General features: G+C 37.3%; 24 protein-coding genes. 7 read left to right on the forward strand and 17 right to left on the reverse strand.

What is annotated here, in order from left to right:
- Positions 1–15 precede the first annotated feature (15 nt).
- From ACGHIN_RS04565 to ACGHIN_RS04575, 3 genes are read left to right on the forward strand one after another with little or no spacing between them, the layout of a single operon-like run.
- Entirely contained in the window at positions 16–768 is a 753-nt protein-coding gene (locus ACGHIN_RS04565; RefSeq protein ID WP_390451204.1) for an MlaE family ABC transporter permease, read from the forward strand.
- Complete coding sequence (locus tag ACGHIN_RS04570) at positions 768–1,583, forward strand: ABC transporter ATP-binding protein (protein WP_390451205.1); 816 nt, start codon at positions 768–770, stop codon at positions 1,581–1,583. Before ACGHIN_RS04565 ends, ACGHIN_RS04570 begins: the two co-directional genes overlap by 1 nt.
- Positions 1,567–2,178, forward strand: coding sequence for an outer membrane beta-barrel protein (locus tag ACGHIN_RS04575; RefSeq protein WP_390451207.1), 612 nt, complete (start codon positions 1,567–1,569; stop codon positions 2,176–2,178). Before ACGHIN_RS04570 ends, ACGHIN_RS04575 begins: the two co-directional genes overlap by 17 nt.
- Before the next feature lie 41 nt (positions 2,179–2,219).
- Here ACGHIN_RS04575 and ACGHIN_RS04580 read toward each other — a convergent pair whose 3' ends face one another.
- Together ACGHIN_RS04580 and ACGHIN_RS04585 are read right to left on the reverse strand one after the other, a co-directional pair.
- Positions 2,220–2,531, reverse strand: coding sequence for a hypothetical protein (locus ACGHIN_RS04580; protein WP_390451209.1), 312 nt, complete (start codon positions 2,529–2,531; stop codon positions 2,220–2,222).
- An 81-nt stretch (positions 2,532–2,612) separates the two neighbouring features.
- The gene (locus tag ACGHIN_RS04585) at positions 2,613–3,422 is read right to left on the reverse strand and encodes a M48 family metallopeptidase (RefSeq protein WP_390451211.1); all 810 of its coding nucleotides are present in this window, start codon (positions 3,420–3,422) and stop codon (positions 2,613–2,615) included.
- 105 nt (positions 3,423–3,527) lie between these two features.
- Between ACGHIN_RS04585 and ACGHIN_RS04590 the strand changes: the two genes are divergently transcribed.
- The gene (locus ACGHIN_RS04590) at positions 3,528–4,064 is read left to right on the forward strand and encodes a DUF4251 domain-containing protein (RefSeq protein ID WP_390451212.1); all 537 of its coding nucleotides are present in this window, start codon (positions 3,528–3,530) and stop codon (positions 4,062–4,064) included.
- On the opposite strand, the gene meaB is transcribed toward ACGHIN_RS04590, so the two are convergent.
- The gene (gene meaB, locus ACGHIN_RS04595; RefSeq protein ID WP_390451214.1) at positions 4,061–5,050 is read right to left on the reverse strand and encodes a methylmalonyl Co-A mutase-associated GTPase MeaB; all 990 of its coding nucleotides are present in this window, start codon (positions 5,048–5,050) and stop codon (positions 4,061–4,063) included. The two genes, ACGHIN_RS04590 and meaB, sit on opposite strands and share 4 nt — an antisense overlap.
- A 226-nt stretch (positions 5,051–5,276) precedes the next feature.
- Between meaB and ACGHIN_RS04600 the strand changes: the two genes are divergently transcribed.
- The 3 genes from ACGHIN_RS04600 (at position 5,277) to ACGHIN_RS17330 (ending at position 6,161) form a co-directional block, all read left to right on the forward strand.
- Positions 5,277–5,570 (forward strand): c-type cytochrome, encoded by a 294-nt coding sequence (locus ACGHIN_RS04600; protein ID WP_390451215.1) that lies wholly within the window; start codon positions 5,277–5,279, stop codon positions 5,568–5,570.
- Positions 5,571–5,591: 21 nt separating this feature from the next.
- Positions 5,592–5,879: a cytochrome C gene (locus ACGHIN_RS04605; RefSeq protein ID WP_390451217.1), complete on the forward strand. Its 288-nt coding sequence runs from the start codon at positions 5,592–5,594 to the stop codon at positions 5,877–5,879.
- 102 nt (positions 5,880–5,981) lie between these two features.
- Positions 5,982–6,161: a bacteriocin-like protein gene (locus tag ACGHIN_RS17330; protein WP_407936038.1), complete on the forward strand. Its 180-nt coding sequence runs from the start codon at positions 5,982–5,984 to the stop codon at positions 6,159–6,161.
- Between the two features lie 41 nt (positions 6,162–6,202).
- On the opposite strand, the gene ACGHIN_RS04610 is transcribed toward ACGHIN_RS17330, so the two are convergent.
- The 14 genes from ACGHIN_RS04610 to ACGHIN_RS04675 all read right to left on the reverse strand — a co-directional run.
- On the reverse strand, positions 6,203–7,195 hold the full coding sequence (locus tag ACGHIN_RS04610; protein ID WP_390451218.1) for an enolase C-terminal domain-like protein: 993 nt from the start codon (positions 7,193–7,195) through the stop codon (positions 6,203–6,205).
- A gap of 3 nt (positions 7,196–7,198) precedes the next feature.
- The gene (locus ACGHIN_RS04615) at positions 7,199–7,825 is read right to left on the reverse strand and encodes a hypothetical protein (RefSeq protein WP_390451220.1); all 627 of its coding nucleotides are present in this window, start codon (positions 7,823–7,825) and stop codon (positions 7,199–7,201) included.
- A gap of 25 nt (positions 7,826–7,850) precedes the next feature.
- Positions 7,851–8,363, reverse strand: coding sequence for a tetratricopeptide repeat protein (locus ACGHIN_RS04620; protein WP_390451222.1), 513 nt, complete (start codon positions 8,361–8,363; stop codon positions 7,851–7,853).
- Positions 8,350–9,048 carry a peptide chain release factor H gene (gene prfH / locus ACGHIN_RS04625; protein ID WP_390451224.1) on the reverse strand — a complete coding sequence of 233 codons (699 nt, stop codon included), beginning with the start codon at positions 9,046–9,048 and terminating at the stop codon, positions 8,350–8,352. Before prfH ends, ACGHIN_RS04620 begins: the two co-directional genes overlap by 14 nt.
- A 1-nt stretch (position 9,049) precedes the next feature.
- Positions 9,050–9,595 carry a nucleotidyltransferase domain-containing protein gene (locus ACGHIN_RS04630; protein WP_390451225.1) on the reverse strand — a complete coding sequence of 182 codons (546 nt, stop codon included), beginning with the start codon at positions 9,593–9,595 and terminating at the stop codon, positions 9,050–9,052.
- 84 nt (positions 9,596–9,679) lie between these two features.
- Positions 9,680–11,071, reverse strand: a complete 1,392-nt coding sequence (locus ACGHIN_RS04635; RefSeq protein ID WP_390451227.1) for an RtcB family protein — start codon at positions 11,069–11,071, stop codon at positions 9,680–9,682.
- A gap of 509 nt (positions 11,072–11,580) precedes the next feature.
- Complete coding sequence (locus tag ACGHIN_RS04640; RefSeq protein WP_390451229.1) at positions 11,581–12,072, reverse strand: hypothetical protein; 492 nt, start codon at positions 12,070–12,072, stop codon at positions 11,581–11,583.
- Positions 12,073–12,132: 60 nt separating this feature from the next.
- Entirely contained in the window at positions 12,133–14,250 is a 2,118-nt protein-coding gene (gene scpA, locus ACGHIN_RS04645; RefSeq protein ID WP_390451231.1) for a methylmalonyl-CoA mutase, read from the reverse strand.
- 154 nt (positions 14,251–14,404) lie between these two features.
- Positions 14,405–16,450: a prolyl oligopeptidase family serine peptidase gene (locus ACGHIN_RS04650; RefSeq protein ID WP_390451244.1), complete on the reverse strand. Its 2,046-nt coding sequence runs from the start codon at positions 16,448–16,450 to the stop codon at positions 14,405–14,407.
- Positions 16,451–16,593: 143 nt separating this feature from the next.
- A complete protein-coding gene (locus ACGHIN_RS04655; protein WP_390451233.1) occupies positions 16,594–17,256 on the reverse strand; it encodes a hypothetical protein in 663 nt (220 codons plus the stop codon).
- A gap of 91 nt (positions 17,257–17,347) precedes the next feature.
- On the reverse strand, positions 17,348–18,433 hold the full coding sequence (prfA, locus tag ACGHIN_RS04660) for a peptide chain release factor 1 (RefSeq protein WP_390451235.1): 1,086 nt from the start codon (positions 18,431–18,433) through the stop codon (positions 17,348–17,350).
- Positions 18,434–18,584: 151 nt separating this feature from the next.
- Positions 18,585–21,419, reverse strand: a complete 2,835-nt coding sequence (locus ACGHIN_RS04665) for an alpha-amylase family glycosyl hydrolase (protein WP_390451237.1) — start codon at positions 21,417–21,419, stop codon at positions 18,585–18,587.
- Between the two features lie 363 nt (positions 21,420–21,782).
- Entirely contained in the window at positions 21,783–22,064 is a 282-nt protein-coding gene (locus ACGHIN_RS04670; protein WP_390451239.1) for a hypothetical protein, read from the reverse strand.
- Positions 22,065–22,138: 74 nt separating this feature from the next.
- On the reverse strand, positions 22,139–22,898 hold a 760-nt coding region (locus ACGHIN_RS04675; protein ID WP_390451241.1), incomplete at its 5' end, for a serine hydrolase domain-containing protein.

A 22,898-nucleotide genomic window follows, 5' to 3' on the forward strand; every position in this document is an offset into this window, starting at 1 on the left:
GGTTAATTTAGCAGCATGTTAAAAAAGTTTTTCACAGCTGTAGGAGAATATATTATTCTTTTGGGGAAATCCCTTCAGAAACCTCAGAAAATGAGAGTATTCTGGAAGCTGTTCATGAGAGAGATCAACGATTTGGGAGTCAATTCATTTGGATTGGTGGTTTTCACCTCCATATTCGTAGGAGCGGTTGTTGCAATTCAGATGTTCAACAATTTCGATGCCTCTTCCTTTCCCATCCCCACTACGTTTGTGGGATATGCTACCAAGGCAGTTTTAGTGCTTGAATTTTCGCCCACTATTATCAGTCTGATCCTAGCGGGAAAAGTAGGTTCATACATTGCCTCCAGTATTGGTACGATGAGGGTTTCCGAGCAGATTGACGCATTAGATATCATGGGTGTGAATTCTCCTAACTTTCTGATATTTCCGAAAATAATAGCTTGCGTATTGTTTAATCCGCTATTAATTGCAATCAGTATTGTATTTGGTATCGGAGGCGGATATATTGCAGGGATTCTGACAGGGAACTGGACTGAAAATGACTATATAACAGGGATACAGATGTATATGCCCAATCTATTCGTTTATTATGCCTTTACTAAAACAATTGTTTTTGCCTTTATCATTGCCACTGTACCTTCTTATTTCGGGTATAATGTAAAAGGAGGTTCGCTGGAAGTAGGTAGAGCAAGTACACAGGCAGTAGTTTGGACCATGGTATTTATCATTCTTTCCGAATTACTTTTAACCCAATTAATATTAAGCTGATGATTGAGGTAAAAAATCTTAAAAAGAGTTTTGATGAAGTTGAAGTACTTAAAGGGATTTCAACCTCTTTTGATAAAGGAAAAGTAAATTTAATCATCGGACAGAGTGGTTCCGGAAAAACGGTTTTCCTGAAAAGTTTATTGAATGTATATCAGCCGTCATCCGGAGAGATCCTTTTTGATGGGAAAGACATCAATACGATGTCCAGAGAAGAAAAGCAGCACCTGCGTTCCGAAATCGGGACGGTATTTCAGGGAAGTGCTTTGTTTGACTCCCTGACGGTAGAGGAAAACATTATGTTTCCTCTGGATATGTTTACCAACCTTACTTTCAGAGAAAAGAAAAGAAGGGTTTTTGAAGTAATAGGAAGAGTACACCTGGATAAGGCCAATAAAAAGTTCCCATCTGAAATTTCCGGAGGGATGCAAAAACGTGTAGCGATTGCGCGTGCTATTGTAAATAATCCGAAGTACTTGTTCTGTGATGAACCTAACTCCGGATTGGACCCCTATACCTCCAACGTAATTGATGACCTGCTGTTGGAAATCACCAAAGAATATAATACCACAACCATTATCAATACTCACGATATGAACTCTGTGATGACGATCGGGGAAAAGATTGTTTATCTTAGATTAGGTATTAAAGAATGGGAAGGTAATAAAGACATTCTGATTACCGCAGGCAATAAAAACCTTATTGACTTCGTTTATTCATCAGAGTTGTTTAAAGAATTAAGAGAATATTTACTGGAAAATAATAAAACTATTGATAATACAATCACAAAACTAGACGACAATGAAAAAGATACTTAGTATAGCATTAATAAGTTTTTCTGTATTTGCTTCTGCCCAAATTTCTCTTGCCGGTAAAGCCAATTTGATTTTCCCAACAGGATCTCCTTCCTGGGAAAACATCAAAGGGACAGTTGTAGATGCAGCGAATAACGAAGGAAAAAACAATGTAGGTTTCAATGTGGGGCTTTCCTTAAAAGTAGGTCTTCCGACTTCATTCTATGTGATGCCGGAATTATATTACACCTCTTTTAAAAATGAATATACTGCTGCCAATACAACTTTCGATATTAAAAACAACCGTATAGATTTACCTGTTCTTTTAGGGTACAACCTTTTAGGAAATACCTTAGGGGTTTTTGTAGGTCCGGTAGCAAGTTATAATTTAAGTAAAGAAGACACATTCAACGACTTCAAAGAAAATGCGAGAGATAATTTCACTGTAGGCTATCAGTTCGGAGCGCAGCTTGAAATCCAGAAGCTCATCATCAATGCAAGATACGAAGGCGCTTTCAGTAAGGATGAAAGAAATTTCATCAACAGAGTATCCGGCGAAGAAATCAGATATGATAACCGTCCAAACTTATTTATGGTAGGTATTGGGTATAAATTCTAATCAATTTAACTGAAAATAACAACTATCAAAAAATCCTCAAATCAGATTTGAGGATTTTTATTTTGTGTTTCCAGTTCTGCCTGTCTTCTTGCAATCTCTGCAGCCTGTTTTTCCAGTTCCTCCTTATCTTTTTGCAGCTGTTTAAATTCTTTTCTTTTCTGCTCTTCTTTGATGGCACTTCCTTTACTTACATAGCCCACCATTCCACCAATAATAAGCCCAATTCCTATTCCACCCATGATTCCCATAATATGGGAAAGTTTTATCTGCTCCACGGCAAAATCTGTAGTCAGGTAAAAAAGCAAAGCTGATACAGCTAAAAGAATAAGTCCGGTAATTGATAAACTCTTCATATTTTTGTGTTTAGTAGTTAAAAAGCCTTATCAAATTTAGGGAAAATTTAATAAGGCTTATCTAGATTAAAATTCTAATACCTATATTTTTCCTCCGGCAGCCTTATAATATTCTAAAGCTTTGGGCAAATCTTTCTGAATATCTGAAACTCTTGTTTCAGGGTTCGGGTGGGTAGACAAAAACTGTGGTGGTCTGCTGCTATTTTGGGAAGCTGCTTCCATTCTGTTCCAGAATGGGATCGCCGCCCTTGGATCATAGCCGGCCATAGACATCAGATAGAGTCCCATTTCATCTGCTTCAGACTCCTGATTTCTACCATACTTCAATAGTGCTACCTGTGAACCTACCGGATATACCTGTTGGAAAATATTAGCCCACTGAGCATTGGATATGGTACTTCCCAGAATAGCACCTCCGTACTGAGCTACCATAGCCTGAGAAATTCTTTCGTTACCGTGACCTGCCAATGCGTGGGATACTTCATGCCCCATCACTACCGCAAGTCCGTTATCATCTTTCGTTACCGGCAAAATTCCGGTATATACCGCTACTTTTCCTCCAGGCATACACCAGGCATTCAATTCACTGCTTTGTAAAAGGTTAAATTCCCATTTGTAATTAGCCAGATCTGCTGATCTTCCGATACTCTGATAATATCTTTCCGCGGCACTTTTTATTCTGTTTCCTACGCTTACCACTCTTTTTGCATCTGCTGTCCCGGTAACTACTTTACCTTTGGCTAAAGTTGTTTTGTATTCCTGAGCCGCCATGGTTGTAATTTCCGAGTTATTGGCTAGCTGCAAAGAAGATCTCCCCGTAATGGGGTTTGTAGTACAAGCTGCAACTGACATTGCAATTGCTCCTATTCCTAATAGATGTGTAATTTTCATAGTTTAGAGTGTTAATAATTCAACTTTAACAATTTTTATTCCAAAAAATTCCAGAATGGAGATTTGCATACATTTTGCTATTTAAATTTAATAATTATTAAGGTCATGAAAAAATATATTTCAATTCTATTTGTTTTCGGTTTTTTGTTTTTCTTTCAGAGTTGCTCATCTCAAAGTACACTAGATTCGAAAACGGTAGATGCATTAGTGAATTCACAAGAATTTACCTTTTATGCTACTAGAGCTAATCCCGTGAACTACGATGTTATCAACGTTATGAATTCAATGCCTAATTCCACTTCTACACGAATGCTGGACCTCAATGGAGAAAATTATACAATTGAATTAAACAACAATACATTGGACGTGGTTTTACCTTATTTCGGCAGAGCTTTTACTTCATCATATGGCAATAATGACAACAGCTACAGATTTACATCCAAAGATTTTACCATGAATAAGTCTCAAGGCAAAAAAGGAAAATGGATTGTAAAAATTAAGCCTAATGATGTAAAAAATGCCCCGGAAATAATTATTGAGGTATTTAAAAACGGCAGAGCTCTTACTTCTATGAGAAGTAATGACAGGCAGCCGATAAGTTATGATGGCTATATTGGAAAAAATGAGGAAACTAAGCCTTAATCTGAATCTTTAGACAAAAATTTCTCAACAAATAATTTGGCTTCGGTACTTGGATTAGAAACCATTGCCGAAGCATTCTTTTTATGCTGAATATAAGCTTCTTCCATGGAATTGTTTCGTTTCATCATAGCCAGAACATATTCCTGAATCCAGTAATCGAACCTTTTTTCAGATTGCCGGGTTCGAACGGCTTCGAAACGTCCTGTTTTCTTTTTTAAACGGATAAATGCATCAATTGTCTGATAAACGTCCCCTAATCCTTCGTTTTGTAAAGCTGATCCAAGGAGAACCGGCACTTTCCAGTCTTTTTCTTTAGGAGGAATAAAATCCAATGCTCTTTTTAATTCGAGGCGGGTACTTTTGGCTTTCGCAAGATTGTCCTGATCTACTTTATTGATAAAGATTACATCTACCATTTCCATAATTCCACGCTTGATTCCCTGCAGCTCATCGCCACCACCGATAATTTTAAGGAATAAAAAGATATCTGTAATATCTGCTACCAGAACTTCAGATTGTCCAACACCTACGGTTTCAATCAAAATATAATCGTAGCCCGCCGCTTCGCAGATCATCATGGTTTCAAAAGTCGTATTGGCAACTCCGCCTAAAAAACCCGAACTTGGAGAAGGGCGTATAAATGCATTTTCCTCTTTTGCCAGCTCCTCCATTCTGGTTTTATCACCCAAAATGCTTCCTTTATTCACGGCTGAACTCGGATCAATAGCCAGAACTGCTACTTTCTTTCCATTGGAGATCGCTAATCTTCCGAAATTTTCTATAAACGTTGATTTTCCGGCACCGGGAACTCCCGTCACTCCCACTCGTATGGAATTTCCCGTAAATGGCATTATTTTCTTTAATAATTCTTCCGCCTGCTCCCTGTGTTCTGCTTTTTTGCTTTCCACCAGGGTAATCGCTTTTGCAATCAGACGTTTATTGCCTGACCGTATCCCTTGTATAAGCTCTTCTGTAGAAAATTTCATTAATTCAAAAATAATAATTAAATGTGAGAAAGGAGTGGTGAAGTGTGAATTATCAAAAGTGAATGGTGAATTCCTAAGACGAATTGACAAGTGAAGCGGATTCACTATTGATAATTCACCATGACTCATTCTTTACTTTTATTTCTTCTAAATTAAAACTGCGTTAATTTTTATCAACAGCTGAAGGAAATTATTACATTTGTTTCTAATCCAATTTTAAATAATAATGAAAAAAATATTCGCTGTAGCATCATTCACTGCTATTATATTAGCTTCTTGTACTCCAAAAACGTCAACACCGACTGCTGCTACAGGGCCTGCCACTTCTACTGCTGAACAAATTGCCCAGGGAAAAACGATTTTTGAAAATTCATGTGGGAAATGTCATAAGTTGCCGGATCCTACGGCTCATAACTCTGTGCAATGGGTAGGAATCATGAACTCGATGGCGCCAAAAGCTAAGCTTACGGATGAACAGCATCAATGGGTTTATGATTATATTGTTTCTGTGAAGAAATAAATGATTCCAAAAAATAATATTATGAAAAAATTGATTTCAGGTATAATTTTAGGATCCGTTTTTATGGTTTCATGCGGACCTAAAAGTGTAGCGGTAACCGGACCGAAGTACACCTCATCCGAACAGTTAGCTCAAGGGAAAACCATTTTTGAAAATTCGTGTAACAAATGTCACAAATTGCCGGATCCGGCAAGGCATGACGATCAGGGATGGATAAAAACCTTAAGCAGAATGGCGCCAAGAGCCAAGTTGAGTGACGACCAGCATCAAATGGTTTATGATTATCTGATTTCTGTAAATAAGAAATAGAATCATATCATAGTTTTTGTAATAAGAAATTGTATATCTTTTAATGTAAAAACTACAGAAGTCTAAAACATATAAAATAAGACAACAAAAAAATAAATATTTATGAAAAATTTAAAAAAATTAACAAAAAAACAATTGAAATCAATTAAAGGTTCGGGAGGATGTACATTGGTAAGACCTGCCTCGAATTGTGAGGAGTGGTGCTTATATATGACAATGGGGGAAGCTGCCTGTCTAAGTGCTCCAGCATTTCCATTAGACTGTTATGATCCTTGCGAATAAAGTATAAAAGTCGGTTGTTTCAAAGATGAGACAACCGATTTTTATTTTAACTCTATTCCTAATCCCGGTTTTCCGGATAATATTATCCTCCCTTTTTCTACAAAGTTTCCGGTTGCATAATCATTGGAAATAAGATTAGCACCGTCCAAGTCTGCATAATCAACAAGTCCTGTCAAAACGCATCCTGCAGAAATCCCGACTGAGGACTCCGTCATGCATCCGATCATTATTTTATATCCTGATTCCCTTCCCTTCCGGATCATTTCCAGAGCCGTAGTTAAACCTCCACATTTCATCAGTTTTATATTGATACTTTTATAATAAGGCATAAGCTCTTCCAGAGAGCCTATATTCTGGCAATCTTCATCGGCCATCCAATTGGCAAAACCGTCTTTCTTTAAAGCCTTATATTGATCAATAGGTCTTGGTTGCTCAAGATAAGAAAACTTTTGAACCCCGGCATTTTCCTGCAACCAGATGCAATCCGAATCCGTAAAACTGGCATTTGAATCTAAGGCAATATTTTTATTTAATTGGAGAAGTTTTTCAACACTTTCTTTATCCAACCCTTTACATTTTACTTTGAATTTACTCCATGGGCTTTTTTCAATTTTCCTGATCTGTTCTTCAATATGATCTACGGAAATGGTGATTGAACTTTCTACAAGGTTTTCGTGAGGAATTTTATTTAATTCAATGAAACTCTTGTTTTCCAGTTTTCCAAACAAGTCCCAATATGCACAATCTAATGCGGAAAGCAGAAACGGATGTAAATTTAATTTCAACAAAAATTGAAAAAAATCTTTTGGATGAATGATCGGGTGAACTTCAATCCGGGATTTAATTTTTTTTAGTTTTAAAATAAAGCTTTGAAGGTTGATCTGATAATAATCTATAGCTACGCATTCTCCGTAACCCTTACAGTTGTGATGAGACAATTCCACAAGCAATGCATCCCGTGTATCATAGCTTCCGTAAGCAATCGAGAATGTTTCTTTTAATTGGAGTTGTTTTATGGTGAAGTTTATCCTCATATTTTAGCTTATCCAAGAACTATAAAAACGAGTTCCCACCCATTTTCCGTTAATTTTTCTATAAATAGCAGTATATCCGCTTCCATTCAAAGGACCACAAGAAGTAGAGCTTTCAATAACGCATGCAGATTTATCTTTATTAAAAAAAGGTATCGATAATGTTCTTATACATTTGTCTTCATATTTTTCATTAAAATCTGTCCAGAAGTCACGATGACGACTTCGTTCCCTTATTCTATTGAGCTCTTCATCATTTGTATACTGTAATTTTGTTTTTATCCTGTTTCTATCAAACTTGAAATGATCCAATATTTTTATTTCATTTTGATAGTATGCAGAATCTTTTTCCATAAATATGGAGTCATACTCTAAGCTAATTCCAAAACCAGGTGGCGGAGGTGGTTGGTCATTATTCCGCGCTTTTACTTTTAAATAAATTGTTTTTAATGAGATATTATAAACATAACGATTTGAAAAATTTTCCTCAGCTTCTATTTCATTAATCAACTGGTTCAAGATTTCATATTTCAGATCTAAAGTTTCATCTTTAGGAATCACCTTTTCTTTTCTATTTTCGCTTTTCTTACAAGAGACTACTATAAGCAGGAATAAAAAAATAATGTGTTTCATCTATTAAAGCTACAAAAAAGGAGACTTATTTCGTCTCCTTATTCTTTTTATTTTGCTTTTTGGGCATTTTTGACTTGATAAATTTTTTACGATCTCTTACCAAATCCAGACTATATAGTGTGAAGCAATACTTTTCTGCTTCATTCAAAAATTTCAGCGCATTGGAAAAACTTCCTCTTTTTTCTGAAAGTAAAGATCTGTAAAGCCATAAGGTGGATTTATCTATTCCTTTTATTTTCAAAGAATATTCAATTAGCTTTTCGGCTTCTCTCAAGTCTTCGTTATCCAATAGACATTTAATATAATATTGAGGTACATTTAAATTTGTCATATCACATTGCATCGCCTCTTCAAAATAGAGTTTTGCTTTTTCAAAGTCATTCAGCATTTCGCTGTAAATTCTTCCCATCAGACAAAGGCTGTCTGCATCTTCCGGATCGTACGACAATGCATAGTTCAGTGCTTCCAGACAGTCCGGAAGGCTGTATGGATAATTATCTAGGGCCTCAAAGTAGTATTTATTTTTAGTTAAGGTCATTGTTGTAGTTTTTTAATTCGTTTTTCAGGGCATTTCTCTGTTTTTTGAAAGATTTGTCCTTGTAATTCTTTTTAAAATCTGTTCCGGAAAATGTACGAACCGGGTTTCCTCTCTCTACCTGCAAATGATTGTTCCAGGTTTCCTGCATTCTTTTTTCCAGCTGTTGAATATATAATCCCATTACTTTTTCTTTTAACCGGGTAATGGATAATTTTTTATTTTCCAACTGTGAACGGGAATCCTGAACAAAAACGCTTTGCCCAGTCGGTGCATGGGTTGCACGAACCGCTGTGTTCACTTTATTTACATTTTGCCCGCCGCTTCCCTGGCTTCTCGTTGTCTGAAACCGGATATCTTTTTCATTGAAACTGATTTTTTCCAATCCTTCCATTTCAAAAATTCCGATGAACCAGTTGCTTCTTTTGTGTAGTTTCCGGAATGTGCTTTTTCCGATCCAACAAATACTTCCTAACCAGCTGTCTAAAAACAGAGATACGTTATCTCCTTTTAAAAGCAGGCTTACGGATTTCAATGTCAGGTTTCCATCCCCATTTTCACGGTGAATGATTTCATAGTCTATATGATAATCTTTTGCTTCCTCAAGGAAGACCTTCAGAACTTTGGCAACTACCCACTGGCATTCTAAAGGCCCTCTTCCTGAGGTAATTTGTATTAATTTGTCCATTTTATTTTGGCATTTCACTTAATCTGGGATGGCCAACAGGTTCAATTCCTTTTTCTAATAAATCTTTGGCAGCCATTACGGCCCAACATTTATCACTGGAATGGATATTCCTGTAGAATGAAAGTAAAATTTCAGGCTTAACGACTGTAAACCCATTGGATACAATGGTTTCCAGATTGTTTCTTTCAAAAAAATCTATGGTAATCCTGTGAGATTTCCCGTTTTCCAATTCCACCGTTTTCTCATACCTGCGGAAATTTTCTGCGCTTGGTAAATGATCATAGCGGGTCCATACTTTCTGAAAACCTTCCCGCTGAAGAATCATTACAACTTCAGCCACATTTTCTTTTTCTACAAAAACATCAATATCCTTATGATCATGAGCATGCTTATATTCTGTGTGTCCTGCCTCGGACATGAAATGCCATGCCCAGCCTCCAGATAAAATGATTTTATGTTTTAATTTTTCTAAAATTTCAAGTCCGTGCCGAATTCTGTATTCCGGCCAGACTTCCCCGTATCTTTTTATATTATGCGGTGCTCCCATTTCTTTTTGTTTTTTTAGTTGATGGTTGATAGTTAATGTTCCCAGTTAAAAACTCTCAACTGTGAACCATTAACCAGCAACTCATTATTTATCCATCCTCACAATTCTAGGCTGAAAAGTTCCGAGAATATCTACCAATTCACTTTGCGCGTTCATGACTTCATTAATGTCTTTGTACGCCATTGGGGCTTCTTCTGCATTACCCCCCATCAAAACCACATTTTTCAGTTTTAATTCTTTCCTGATGTCATTTTGAGTGAACAAGCTTCTGCATTCTCCCCTTGAATACGCTCTTCCTGCACCATGTGAAGCAGAATTCAACGATTCCGGGTTTCCTTTTCCACGAACGATAAATCCTTTTGCCGTCATGGAACCCGGAATCATTCCCAATTCATTTTCATTGGCCGGAGTTGCTCCTTTTCGATGAACGATCACTTCTTTCCCGTTATGGATTTCTTTCCATGCGAAATTGTGATGATTTTCAATTCTGGCTTTTACCCTTCCACCCACTGTTTTTATCAATCTTCTGTGGATATCATCGTGACAGGCAGAAGCATAATCTCCTGCCAAATTCATTGCCATCCAATACTCAAGCCCGAGGTGGGTACTGAGGTCCAGCCACGCAAATTGCTGTGCTTCTTTGGGTAGCGGACATTGTTCTGCCGCTACTCTGGAATAATACTGCGCGATTTCTGCACCTAATCCACGGGAACCACTGTGTGAAAGAATTCCCAGATACTTTCCTTTCGGAAGCCCTATTTGCTCATCTTCTTCAATAATTTCCACTTCTCCGAATTCCACAAAATGGTTTCCGCCACCGGAAGTTCCCATTTGTTTAATGGCTTTTCCTTTTAATCTTTTCAAAACCGGAATCATATCAAATGTATCTCTGTCGAAAATTTCGTGTTCCACATGAGATTTATGAGTTTCATACATCCCGAATTTGGTATGTTCCGCCAGTGCTTTTTCATATTTGTCTTTAGCACCGTCCAGATATGAAATTGGCGTATCCAAAATACTAAGGCTCATTCTGCAACCTATATCCATTCCTACTCCGTAAGGAATTACTGCGTTTTCCAATGCAAGAACGCCACCGATCGGAAGTCCGTAACCACTGTGTGCATCGGGCATTAAAGCTCCCTGTGTTGAAATAGGAAGTTTCAAGGCCGTGTATAGCTGATTTTTGGCTTCTTCTGAAATATTATTTCCAAAAATCTGAAAAGCGGCTCGATGTGTATTCAGCATTCTTTTTTCTGTTTTCTTCGATGAAAGCAGTGCTTCCGCAATTTGTCCGAAGGTTAAATTTTTTTCAAAGCTTTCCGGATTCAGCAGTATTTCTTTTAAAAGAGATTTCACATGGTGAATGTTTTTGGTTGCAAAATTTCTTTTCATGACTTCCAGAGCGATATTTACACTTTGATTATTTGGATAGCCCAGTTTTAATATATCTTTTCCTTTTAGTTTTAAATTTCCCATTATTTTGGTTTTAAAAATTAGATGTGTGAGATGCGAATCTAGATTTTAGATTTCCAGGCACGCATATCATTTGCTTTCAACTAAATGTTTAGTTTAAAATATTCAGGAATGAAAAGGTTCTCGATACGCTTCGCTACTCGAACTGACGTATGACAATATTTCCTCATCAACCATGAACAATTAAAAAAGGATTTCGGGGAAACTTAATTTGAGTTTGAAATATTGCGCAATAAAAAACCCGAAATCTCTACGACTTCGGGTTTTGATATTTCATTATACTATTATTCTAAGAATGTACCATACCACGAAGCCTTACCACCATAAGCGGTAATCCAACTGTAGAATTCTGATTAAATCTGAACATTTGCTTCGTTGTTTTTAAATGGTTAAACTTTATTTTTCTGGTGCAAATATATTAATTTTTTTGAAACTCAACATTTTTTTGTTCAAAAATAAAAAGCCTGAATACTATATCCAGGCTTTCTTCTGCTTTTACGTATGTTGTGAGATCAGTCTTTTGATCCCTGACTATCCATGGTTTCATCCATTCCTTGATTTCCGGATTTATATACTCTTTCTGAGTCCAGAAAATATAAATTGTGCCTTGCTTTGGCAATGATTCCGTTGTAAACATCTTCTGACATGCCTTCAGGCACATTAGACTCCGGTTGTTTCCGGTACACCTCTATTGCTCCGTTTCTATCAAGAATTGTTTTTGCTCTTTGCGCATCATCAGCAGTATCTGCATATACAATAATGTTATTTCTCCCTACACTTTCTTTTTTGTAAGCTTCCAACATTTCTGTATCATGGGCAAAGATGAAATCCCAAAAACTTCTTGTCTTAACATCATCTTCGTAATGGTTATCCGGTGATTTGTCTTCAAGCTTTGATTTTGAAACTATAATGTTTGCTTTATCAAAACCGTTATTCGTTAAATCTTTTTTAATTTCCTCTGTATCTACAGTAGCAGGAAATACTGAAATTACTGTATAAGCCATAATGAAATTTTTCAACAGATAATACAAAAACCGTACAGCTTATTCTTTATGAAATGTTAATTAACTTAAAAATTTTTCTAAAATATCTACGGCACACTTTGGAAGGTTAGTTCCGGGGCCAAAAATAAAGTCGGCTCCGTTGGCGTACAAAAACTCGTAGTCCTGTTGAGGAATTACACCTCCTACAACGATGGTGATATCATCTGCACCCAGTTTTTTCAATTCTTCTACTACCTGTGGAACCAAAGTTTTGTGCCCGGCTGCCAAAGAAGATACTCCTAAGATATGAATATCATTTTCTACAGCTTGTTTTGCTACTTCTTCAGGAGTCTGGAATAATGGAGCAACGTCTACGTCAAATCCCATATCGGCAAATGCGGTGGCAACTACTTTTGCCCCTCTGTCATGACCGTCCTGTCCCATTTTAGCGACCATTAATCTTGGACGACGTCCTTCTGTTTCTTCAAATTTTTGGGTTAATTGAAGAGCTTTTTCAAAATATTCGTTTTTCCCAGCATTCATGGCGTATACTCCAGAAATTGTTTTAATGTTGGCTTTATATCTTCCGAAGCTTTCTTCCATCGCATCGCTCATTTCTCCTAATGTTACTCTTCTTCTTGCTGCTTCGATGCATAATGCTAAAAGATTGCCTTTTCCTGTTTTTGCACTTTCACGGATCTCGTTTAAGATCTGTTCAACGGCTTCGGAATTTCTTTCTGATTTTATGATATTTAATCTTTCGATCTGTTTCCTCCTAACCTCAGTATTATCAATATCCAGGATTTCAATTTCATCCTGTTTTAATGATGACCTGAATGAATTGACTCCAATGATGAACTCTTCACCACTATCAATTTTTGCCTGTTTTCTTGCGGCAGCTTCTTCGATTCTCATTTTGGGAATCCCCGCTTCGATGGCTTTGGTCATTCCTCCTTCCTGTTCTACCTCATCGATGTACTTCATGGCTTCCTCAATCATCTGTTGGGTAAGGCTTTCAATTAAATGGCTTCCTCCCATCGGATCCACGACATCGCAAATTCCGCTTTCCTGTTGAAGAATAATTTGGGTATTTCTTGCAATTTTTGCTGAGTAATCCGTAGGAAGTGCAATGGCTTCATCCAATGCATTGGTATGCAAAGACTGGGTTCCTCCCAATGCGGAAGACAGTGCTTCAATGGCTGTTCTTGTAATATTATTAAAGGGTTCCTGCTCTGTTAAAGACCATCCTGAAGTCTGAGAGTGGGTTCTTAATGCTAACGATTTTGGATTTTGAGGATTGAACTGTTTCAAAAGGCTGGCCCAGATGTACCTTGCTGCGCGCATTTTAGCAATCTCCATAAAGTGGTTCATTCCGATCGCCCAGAAAAATGATAGTCTGGGAGCGAAATCATCCACATTCATTCCGGCTTTGATCCCAGTCCTTACGTATTCCAGACCATCTGCCAAAGTATAGGCCATTTCCAGTACCGGAGTGGCTCCAGCTTCCTGCATATGATATCCTGAGATGGATATGGAGTTGAATTTCGGAATATTCTGAGAAGTATATTCAAAGATATCCGCAATAATTTTCATGGAAGGTGCAGGCGGATAAATGTAAGTATTTCTCACCATGAATTCTTTCAGAATATCATTCTGGATGGTTCCGGAAAGTTGTTCCTGTTGTACGCCTTGTTCTTCTGCGGCAACAATATAGAAAGATAAAATTGGCAGAACCGCACCATTCATGGTCATGGAAACGGAGATCTGATCTAATGGAATTTCGTTGAACAAAATCTTCATATCCTCCACAGAATCAATAGCCACGCCTGCTTTTCCAACGTCTCCTACCACTCTTGCATGATCTGAATCATATCCTCTGTGTGTTGCCAGGTCGAAAGCTACGGAAAGTCCTTTTTGTCCAGCCGCCAAGTTTCTTCTATAGAATGCATTGGATTCTTCTGCTGTGGAAAAACCTGCATACTGACGGATGGTCCAAGGCTTCTGAACATACATGGTAGAGTATGGCCCTCTCAGATAAGGGGTGATTCCCGGTGAGGTTTCCGTTAAAGATTGGTTTTTAATATCTTCAGCAGTATAGGACGATTTCAGCTGCAATCCGTCTTTTTCAAATGAATAGATTTCTGCAGGGTGTTTGGTTATGCTAAATTGAGGAGTTTTGTTCTGGATTTCCCTTCTCATTCTTTCGGATTTATTAGATGGCTAAAATTACGGATTTTTGGATTAATAATCTGGTGTTAATTTTCATCCAAAAAAGGCGAAATTGCAAGCTGCAAAATCGCCTTTCTTTAAGTTATATCTGCCTTTTCCGCTTTTTTTGCGGTTCAGCTTTAAATTATTTTCCTAATTTTTTGATTCCCATTTCATACAGGGCAAAAGATATAAGATCTGCGTTTTCACTGATCACCTGTTCTGTTGCTCTTCCTGCGCCATGTCCTGCATTTTTTTCGATTCTTAATAAAATCGGATTTGAACACCCTTGTTTTTCTTGTAATTCTGCTCCGAATTTGAAAGAATGTGCAGGAACGACCCTGTCATCATGATCACTCGTAATGATCATGGTAGATGGATAACAGGTTCCGGCTTTTACGTTATGTACCGGGGAATATGATTTTAGATATTCAAACATTTCTTTGTTATCTTCTGCGGTTCCGTAATCGTAAGACCATCCTGCTCCTGCTGTAAACTTGTTGTATCTCAACATATCCAATACTCCAACTCCCGGAAATGCCACTCTTGCCAGGTCAGGACGCATAGTCATGGTTGCCCCAACCAGCAATCCGCCGTTTGATCTTCCTGACAATGCCATATATTCTTTGGAGGTATAACCTTTGCTTTGTAAATATTCTCCCGCTGCGATAAAGTCTTCAAAAACATTTTTCTTTTGGAGCTTTGTTCCTGCATCATGCCACTTTTTACCATATTCACCTCCCCCACGAATGTTTGGAACGGCATAAATTCCACCGTTTTCCATCCAAATGGCATTGACCACAGAGAATGCAGGCTGTAAACTGATATTAAAGCCTCCGTACGAATATAGAATAGTAGGATTTTTACCGTTAAGCTTTGTTCCTTTTTTATAGTTGATCATCATCGGGATTTTGGTTCCGTCTTTTGAAGTATAGAACACTTGTTCAGAAACATAATCTTCCGGATTGAATTTTACTTTAGGCTTTTGATATACTTCTGATTTTCCAGAGTCTGCATTAAATTTATAGGTGGTACCCGGCGTAATATAATTGCTGAATGAAAAGTAAAGTTCTTTTTCTTCTTCCTTACCGCCGAAACCTGAAACATTTCCTTTTCCAGGCAGACTAATTTCCCTGATCAGCTTTCCGTTTTTATCATATTGCTTTACCTGGTCAATGGCGTCGATCATATAGGTAGCAAAGAAATAACCTCCTCCGGAAGAAATCCCCAATACGTTTTCTGTTTGCGGAATCACATCTTTCCAGGTGTCTGGAGAAGGATTTTTAATGCTTGTTTTTACCAGACGCATATTCGGTGCATCTTTATCCGTGAAAATAAAGAGATCATCTCCCTGTGTATCCACTATATCTGCATTAATGTCAAATCCATTGTTGATCTGGATAAAGTCGCCTCCGTTTTTTAAATCTTTAATATATAATTCGTTCCCGTTTGTCGCATTGGCTGCAGAAATAATCAGATATCTCTGATCTTCGGAAACTCCTGCTCCTATATACCGGCGAGGTGTTTTTTCGCCGCCGAAAATGAGTTTATCCTGGGATTGTTTCGTTCCTAGTTTGTGAAAGTATACTTTATGCTTATCCGTCATTCCGGAAAGTACCGTTCCTTCTTTTGGTTTATCATAGCTTGAGTAATAAAATCCTTCATCTCCCTGCCATGAGATTCCGCTGAATTTCACATCAAGTAAAGTTTCATCAATCTGCTTTTTGGTAATAGCATCAATGATGATGATTTTATTCCAGTCGCTTCCGCCTTCCGAAATGGAATAAGCGGCTAAATTTCCTTTTTTATTGAATGACAGGTTGGAAAGTGAAGTGGTTCCTTTTTCTGAAAACTTATTAGGATCCAGAAATACTTCTGTTGCTTTGGTTTTGTTATTGGTTCTGTATAAAACCGATTGGGCCTGTAACCCGTCATTTTTATAATAGTACGTATAATCACCTTCCTTGAAAGGAGCTGAAATTTTCTCATAATTCCAGATGTCTCTCAACTGGTTTTTAATTTGCTCTCTGAAAGGAATTTTTGAAAGATAAGCCTGGCTGTTTGCCACCTCTTCATCCACCCATTTCTTAGTGGCTTCAGAATCATTTTCCAAATCTCTGAAAGGATCTGCCACTGCAGTTCCGAAATACGTATCTGTTTGATTACCTTTTAACGCTTTAGGATAAATCATTTTCTGAGAATAAAAATTTGCTGAAAACAAAACTCCAGCAGTTAATAAGATCGGTCTAATTTTCATATTAATCATTATTTTACCAAAAATACAGAAAGTATCTCAAATAAAAAAAGTCCTCATATTTGAAGACTTTTAAATTATTATTGATATAGTCCGAGACTGTAAAAATAAAAGCTTTGCAATTCGGAAACGATCTTATCTTGACTTAAGCTGAAATAAAAAATTTTCCCTTCCTTTTCTCTTTGATATAAAATGGATTCTTCGTCTTCTGTTGTAACGATTTTATCTGCATTTTTTAATTCTTTTGTTGCTTGAATCAGAAAGTTTTTCAATGTATCCGGTTTTATTTTTCCGGGAGCTTCGAAATCAAAATCCAATAATTTAGAAGGCACTTTGAAACTGATAGAATAAATGATCTCTGCCGTTGTCAGGTCTGAACGTTCATTTTTGACAAGTTTTATACTTTTGATTTTCAGTGTACTGTTTTTAAAGTTTTCATCTATTGCCTTAAGAAATTCTTCTGCCTCTTTCTTACATTCTTCCACCGTATTTTCAGGAAATGCAGCTAAAAATTCTTTGAGAAATTCTTCTTTGCTTTCATTATCAATTTCATAGGTATTCTCATTCTCAGTAACTTGACTGCCATATTCATTCAGATCTTTCAGACTATTCTTGTCATTTTTAACAAAGGCCTCAAAGAGTATCGTAAAAAACTCTTTTGGTGTTTTTACCTCTGTCTGGGCAAAAATTTTTTGAGGGTACATCATTAGTAAAAAAAGTAAAAAAATCCCTATTTTTTTCATGCTTCAACAGTTTATTGTGAGTCGTCCTAAAAATAGGTTGACATAAAATTAAAAGCCTTCAAATATGAAGACTTTTAGTTATTCTTATTTTTTATAGGCTTTCTTCTTCCCCTTTCATCTTCTCTGCATTTTCCGCCATGATTACAGCATCGATCATTTCGGAAATATCTCCATTCATGTAAGCATCCAGGTTATAGATGGATTTGTTGATTCTGTGATCTGTTACTCTTCCCTGAGGATAGTTATAGGTTTTGATCTTCGCAGAACGGTCTCCTGTAGAAACCATTGTTTTTCTTTGTGCTGCAATATCCCCTTGTACTTCCTGTAATTTGATATCATATAGTTTGGCACGAAGCATTTCCATTGCCAATTCACGGTTAGCCAGCTGGGAACGGGCCTGCTGACAAACGACTACAATTCCTGAAGGTTTGTGGGTAAGCTGAACTTTTGTTTCCACCTTGTTAACGTTCTGACCTCCCGCTCCTCCTGAACGTGAAGTCTGCATTTCGATATCTGCCGGATTGATTTCCACATCCACTTCTTCAGCTTCCGGTAAAACCGCAATGGTAATGGCAGAAGTGTGGACTCTTCCTTGTGATTCCGTTTCAGGAACACGTTGTACACGGTGAACTCCGGATTCGAACTTCATAATTCCGTAAACACCTTCTCCTTCCACTTTCATGATCAATTCTTTGTATCCTTTTGCGGCTTCATTAGAATCAGTAACTTCATGTCTCCATCCTTTTGTTTTGAAATACATGGTATACATGCGGTAAATATCTTCCACAAAAATTGCCGCTTCGTCACCTCCTGTTCCCGCACGAAGCTCTACAATCACATTTTTGTCGTCTGCCGGGTCTTTTGGGATCAGCAATACTTTCAATTCTTCTTCAAGCCCGGGGATTTTATCCTGAGCTTCCAGTTTTTCTATTTTGGCAAGGTCTACCAGATCTCTGTCTGACCCGTCTGCAATGATTTCATCAGACTCGGCAATGGTATCCAAGGCTCCTTTATACTGATCATATACTCTAACAATTTTTCCCAAATCACTATATTCTTTATTCAAAGAAGAATATCTTTTTTGATCTGAAATTACATCAGGCTGTATAATAAGGTCTGCCACCTCATTATATCTTTGTTTTATAGCTTCTAATTTTGGAATTAATGACTTAGACATTGTAGAATTTTTGTGGGGGCAAAGATAAGAATTATTAATTCAATTTAAAACTCTTGCCACTTTCTGACGAGGGAAAGTCTTCTGTAATTTGTTTTAAAACAAAAAGGAGACAACTTTTCAATTGTCTCCTATGCTATTAAAGTTTAATCAATTACTTGATCATCATTTTCTGGATCGCCATTCCTGTATCGGATTTTAAATGAACCAGATAAGTTCCTGCAGGATAATGGGCCTTTAATTCATAAGTTCCATTCTCATCTTTCAATTTGAATGCATCCATTTTTTTACCGCTTAAGTCATAAATGGTAATTTCTCCATTCTTAGCTTTATGGTAAATTAATTTCGCCAATCCATTTTTCACAGGGTTATCTGCAATCTGAAGAGATAATTTATTGGCAGCATTTTGATCTACCGTAGACAATGTTCCCGTGTAGTTTCCGAAGATTCTGAACTCTCCCGGCTGAAGAGTAACAGGTGCTGTAGTGGACGCTACCGTTACAATTGTATTATCCATAAGGTTCTGCCATTGCCCGGTGTACGGGAAATAGGGAACGACATCTTTAGCTGTCGTGTTATAATTAGCCAGAACCACTATATTTTTTATTCCCGCAGCGGCTGTGTCATATACATATATTCTTGTGATCAGTCCATCCGGATCATTCACAATATTATTAGACTCTACACTGTATGTTTTGGATTTGAATACCTGGTTAGCATTTCTGATATTGATGATTTTGGCCCAGGTATCATAAACCGCTTTCCTGTTGGTATTGGTATCATATCCTAAAGTGAATGCGACTGGTTTTTCGTCTGTTCTGCATCCGTTGTTAATAGAACCATCCGGACATCTGTTGATACTGAACTCATATCCAAGCTCCCCAAACTGCCAGATCATTTTAGGCCCGGGAATGGTGAAGAAAGTAGCCCCGAACGTTTTCATTCTTTCCAATGCCGTATTCAGGTTTTTAACATCATAAGATCCATTCACCGCTCCGTAAGCAAGGTTTTTAAACATCAGCCTTTCTTCATCATGGCTTTCTCCGAATCCTACGGCATGCATATTGGTAAATCCGTGCAGTTCATGATCCATTCTGTCATAGTTGCTGTTATCTTTATATCCCATTGTATTCTGGTTATATGGATCGGTCTGTTTATTCCAAAGCATTACGCCTTTTCCTTCAGCAATTCTGTAATTGGCCCACTGTTGTTCTTCAGCATCTGTTCCCAGATGTTCAAAAATCATATAAGAATTGGGGTCAATTGCCCATTGCCTATCAGCATAGTATTTCATAATATCCACTCTATCCTGCTGATAAGCATTAGTGCATGTCTCATCATTGGCAGAGCAATTCTGGGTAAATCCTTTTGTCAGGTCCCAACGGAAACCATCAATATGATATTCTGTTAGCCATTGTTGTAATGACCGTTCAACATAATATCTAGTCGCCGTGCTTGAATGATTGAAATCATTGAAAACATTGTAAGAATGTTTCGGAACCTGATTGAAGTACGGATTATTGGCCGCAACATCACCATATCCATCATTATCAGGATCTATGTTCCAAAGTCTTACCAAGGGCGATCTTCCTGTAGCATGGTTGAAAGCAATATCTAAAATTACTGCAATCCCATTCTGATGGCACAGATCAACAAATTCCTTGAACTTCTCCGGAGTTCCATACGCTTTATCTATCGCATAATGGAAAGACGTGTTGTATCCCCATGAAAGGTTGCCTTCAAACTCCATAATCGGAAGAAGCTCTATCGCATTGATATTCAGATTTTTTAAATATGAAATTTTATTGATCAGAGACTGCCAGTTTTTTTCCTGGGTAAAATCTCTTAACAGCAGTTCATAAATTATCAGATTTTCTTTGTTCGGCCTCTGGAAATTGGTGACCTGCCAATTGTATGGGGTTTGACCTGTCTTAAACATGGAAACTTCAAATCCTTGCCCTGCAGGGAATGCCGGTAAGCCCGGATAAGTAGAAGCCGATATCCACTGGTCATCATAAGAAGATAAAATCTGTGGTGAGAACGGATCTGCCACTTTCTTCAAATCACTTGTTTTATACTGGAATGTATATAACTGTGCTGCCGTAAGCCCGCTCAATTCAATCCAGTACAGGTCCGGATTAGTAGTGTCTTTTTTCATCAAGTAAGCATCATCTACCATCCAGTTATTAAAGCTTCCGATCACATGAACAAAGCTTTTATAGGGTGCATATAAGGCTAATCCTACTTTTGTGTTGTCCGTAGGGTGATAATTAATCCCCTGTTTTATCCATGCCGGAATGGCTTCAGAAACAACATTTCTGGCTTTGTTTAGAATGAATGTCGCATTTTTGGTAATGGATGTTGAGGCATCCGTAGCAATAAGTTCCATATACGCATCATCTGCAAGGAAATTGTATGAATATGACGTTGAAGGTGTGGAAGTTGAATTTACAACCACCCCGTTTGCCTTCAATTGGAATGTTGCATTCGCATTGGTAGTCGCGATAATATTGATGGTATTTCCTGCCGGCACAGAGGTTACCGTATTCGCCAAAGGGTTGGTTAGATTCAAACTTAATACCCCTACATTCACAAAATGATCCGCGGTCTGGTGAGCTCCAGTTTTATCTTTCAATAAAAATCCAAATCTTCCGATACCCGTTCTGTTAAAAAATGTAGTCGGTGTAAAGGTCAGAGAATAGGTATCAGTTCCTGCATTGTAGGCCAGCCTGTTGGCTTCATTAGAATTGTTCCAGCTTCCGTTGGTAGGGCAATCCTGACTGTTGTTATAAGTTGTATCCAAAGACCATGACCAAATATAGATGGCATTATTGACTACTCCCCATGCGGATTCGTCAATCTGGTTTCCGGGAACGCTCAGAGTGATCTGATCTGTTTCGTTGAATGGGTTTGGTGTAATGGTATAGCTTATTTGCCCAAAAAGGAAAGCCATGGCAAATAGAAATACACCGGAATAAAATTTCTTCATAAAAGCTTGTTTTTTTAATAATTTAATACGAATGTAATTTATTTTTTGAAAACTTTTGATTTCCTGCTAAAAAAAAACAAACTTTTACCCAATAGCCTCCATCATTAGGAAGTTGCAGATGAGAACTATAAGAATATAAGTCTTGACTAACTCTGCCGGATATGCATCAATAATTAGATTAAGAATATGATTGAATGCGGCTATGAATACATCCGGAATTTCATATAGCCTTTTAAAAAGAAGTTGGAATTGCTTCGGTAATTCAGGAATAAAAAAACCACCTACAAAGTAAGTGGTTCATATATGTTGTTTTGCTTTGATATTACTTTTTCAGAATTCAGGTGAAAAAGCAATGACAATCAATTAATGATGATGTCCGTGACTATCGTGTAAGAAAGGACCATTTCCTTTAGGTTCATTGTAGATCACTTCTACTCCTTTCTGCTCATAAATATTTTTTCTTCTGATTTCCTCCGGATCAAAAGGTTTTACTTTTCCGAAATATTCTTTTAGTCCTTCAGTTAACCACATCGGGATTACTAATCCGAAGAACATAAAAATACACCAGAATCCCACTAAGAACATAGTGAAGAAAAATATCGTCCAAATGAACTGATAAAACGGCCAAAATGCTGATAAGATCATTTTCCTTAAAGATTTTAGGCAAAAATAGAACTTTTTTCCTTTTCCCACAAAAGATCGAAGCTCTATTTTTTAATTTATTTTGATTTTAAACTATTCAAACGTTCATTATTGCTGTTTTTTGAACTTTCCAATACCAATTGGGCAATATCTTTCGTAATCTGTGTCGGCGAATGACAATCACAATTGCTTAATCCAATAACATATGTATCTTCATCCGGAATATAAACCGCCATCGACTTAAATCCGAAAACACTTCCGCCATGCTCTCTCGTTGAAACTCCGTTGATACTCTTTAAATGCCATCCGTAACCGTAGGTAAATTCTTCCCCACTATTGAGCTTATATTTCGTAAAAGCCTTTTTTATTTCTTCCGGTTTTAAAAGTAAGTTTTGGTTTAAAGCATTTTGCCATTTCACCAAATCTTCCACTGTGGACATTAGTGAGCCCGACGCATATGGAACACTAAAGTTGATCATGGTTTTGTTCACATAGCCGTCATCCTTTTTATGATAGCCATAAGCTCTATTTTTAATTACTTTTCTATCGCTTGCATAATATGAATTCTTCATTCCCACTTTTTCGAAAATATTTTTTCTAATAAAATCCTCATATTTTTCGCCGGAAACCAGCTCTATAAGGTATCCCAGAAGTACATAGCCAGAATTATTATAGTCGAATTTTTCACCGGGTTTAAAATCAGCGGGTTCATTTTTAAAAAAATCGACCATCATTTTAGGCGCCATTTCTTTTTGCGCGATGTCGGAAATCGACTTCATTTTCGTAAAATCTTTAATTCCGGAAGTGTGAGTCAGAAGATGATGAATGGTTATCGAT

Origin of the sequence: Chryseobacterium barbadense, from assembly GCF_042849955.1 — a bacterium.
GTDB lineage: Bacteria > Bacteroidota > Bacteroidia > Flavobacteriales > Weeksellaceae > Chryseobacterium.

Coding starts and splice junctions, on each gene's coding strand:
- ACGHIN_RS04665 (WP_390451237.1), bottom strand. CDS start 21,419: ATGAAGAAATTTTATTCCGGTGTATTTCTATTTGCCATGGCTTTCCTT.
- ACGHIN_RS17330 (WP_407936038.1), top strand. CDS start 5,982: ATGAAAAATTTAAAAAAATTAACAAAAAAACAATTGAAATCAATTAAA.
- ACGHIN_RS04585 (WP_390451211.1), bottom strand. CDS start 3,422: ATGAAAATTACACATCTATTAGGAATAGGAGCAATTGCAATGTCAGTT.
- ACGHIN_RS04630 (WP_390451225.1), bottom strand. CDS start 9,595: ATGGGAGCACCGCATAATATAAAAAGATACGGGGAAGTCTGGCCGGAA.
- ACGHIN_RS04670 (WP_390451239.1), bottom strand. CDS start 22,064: ATGATCTTATCAGCATTTTGGCCGTTTTATCAGTTCATTTGGACGATA.
- ACGHIN_RS04575 (WP_390451207.1), top strand. CDS start 1,567: ATGAAAAAGATACTTAGTATAGCATTAATAAGTTTTTCTGTATTTGCT.
- prfH (WP_390451224.1), bottom strand. CDS start 9,048: ATGGACAAATTAATACAAATTACCTCAGGAAGAGGGCCTTTAGAATGC.
- ACGHIN_RS04620 (WP_390451222.1), bottom strand. CDS start 8,363: ATGACCTTAACTAAAAATAAATACTACTTTGAGGCCCTAGATAATTAT.
- prfA (WP_390451235.1), bottom strand. CDS start 18,433: ATGTCTAAGTCATTAATTCCAAAATTAGAAGCTATAAAACAAAGATAT.
- ACGHIN_RS04640 (WP_390451229.1), bottom strand. CDS start 12,072: ATGGCTTATACAGTAATTTCAGTATTTCCTGCTACTGTAGATACAGAG.
- ACGHIN_RS04565 (WP_390451204.1), top strand. CDS start 16: ATGTTAAAAAAGTTTTTCACAGCTGTAGGAGAATATATTATTCTTTTG.
- ACGHIN_RS04650 (WP_390451244.1), bottom strand. CDS start 16,450: ATGATTTATCCTAAAGCGTTAAAAGGTAATCAAACAGATACGTATTTC.
- ACGHIN_RS04655 (WP_390451233.1), bottom strand. CDS start 17,256: ATGAAAAAAATAGGGATTTTTTTACTTTTTTTACTAATGATGTACCCT.
- ACGHIN_RS04610 (WP_390451218.1), bottom strand. CDS start 7,195: ATGAGGATAAACTTCACCATAAAACAACTCCAATTAAAAGAAACATTC.
- ACGHIN_RS04590 (WP_390451212.1), top strand. CDS start 3,528: ATGAAAAAATATATTTCAATTCTATTTGTTTTCGGTTTTTTGTTTTTC.
- ACGHIN_RS04635 (WP_390451227.1), bottom strand. CDS start 11,071: ATGGGAAATTTAAAACTAAAAGGAAAAGATATATTAAAACTGGGCTAT.
- ACGHIN_RS04615 (WP_390451220.1), bottom strand. CDS start 7,825: ATGAAACACATTATTTTTTTATTCCTGCTTATAGTAGTCTCTTGTAAG.
- scpA (WP_390451231.1), bottom strand. CDS start 14,250: ATGAGAAGGGAAATCCAGAACAAAACTCCTCAATTTAGCATAACCAAA.
- meaB (WP_390451214.1), bottom strand. CDS start 5,050: ATGAAATTTTCTACAGAAGAGCTTATACAAGGGATACGGTCAGGCAAT.
- ACGHIN_RS04570 (WP_390451205.1), top strand. CDS start 768: ATGATTGAGGTAAAAAATCTTAAAAAGAGTTTTGATGAAGTTGAAGTA.
- ACGHIN_RS04605 (WP_390451217.1), top strand. CDS start 5,592: ATGAAAAAATTGATTTCAGGTATAATTTTAGGATCCGTTTTTATGGTT.
- ACGHIN_RS04580 (WP_390451209.1), bottom strand. CDS start 2,531: ATGAAGAGTTTATCAATTACCGGACTTATTCTTTTAGCTGTATCAGCT.
- ACGHIN_RS04600 (WP_390451215.1), top strand. CDS start 5,277: ATGAAAAAAATATTCGCTGTAGCATCATTCACTGCTATTATATTAGCT.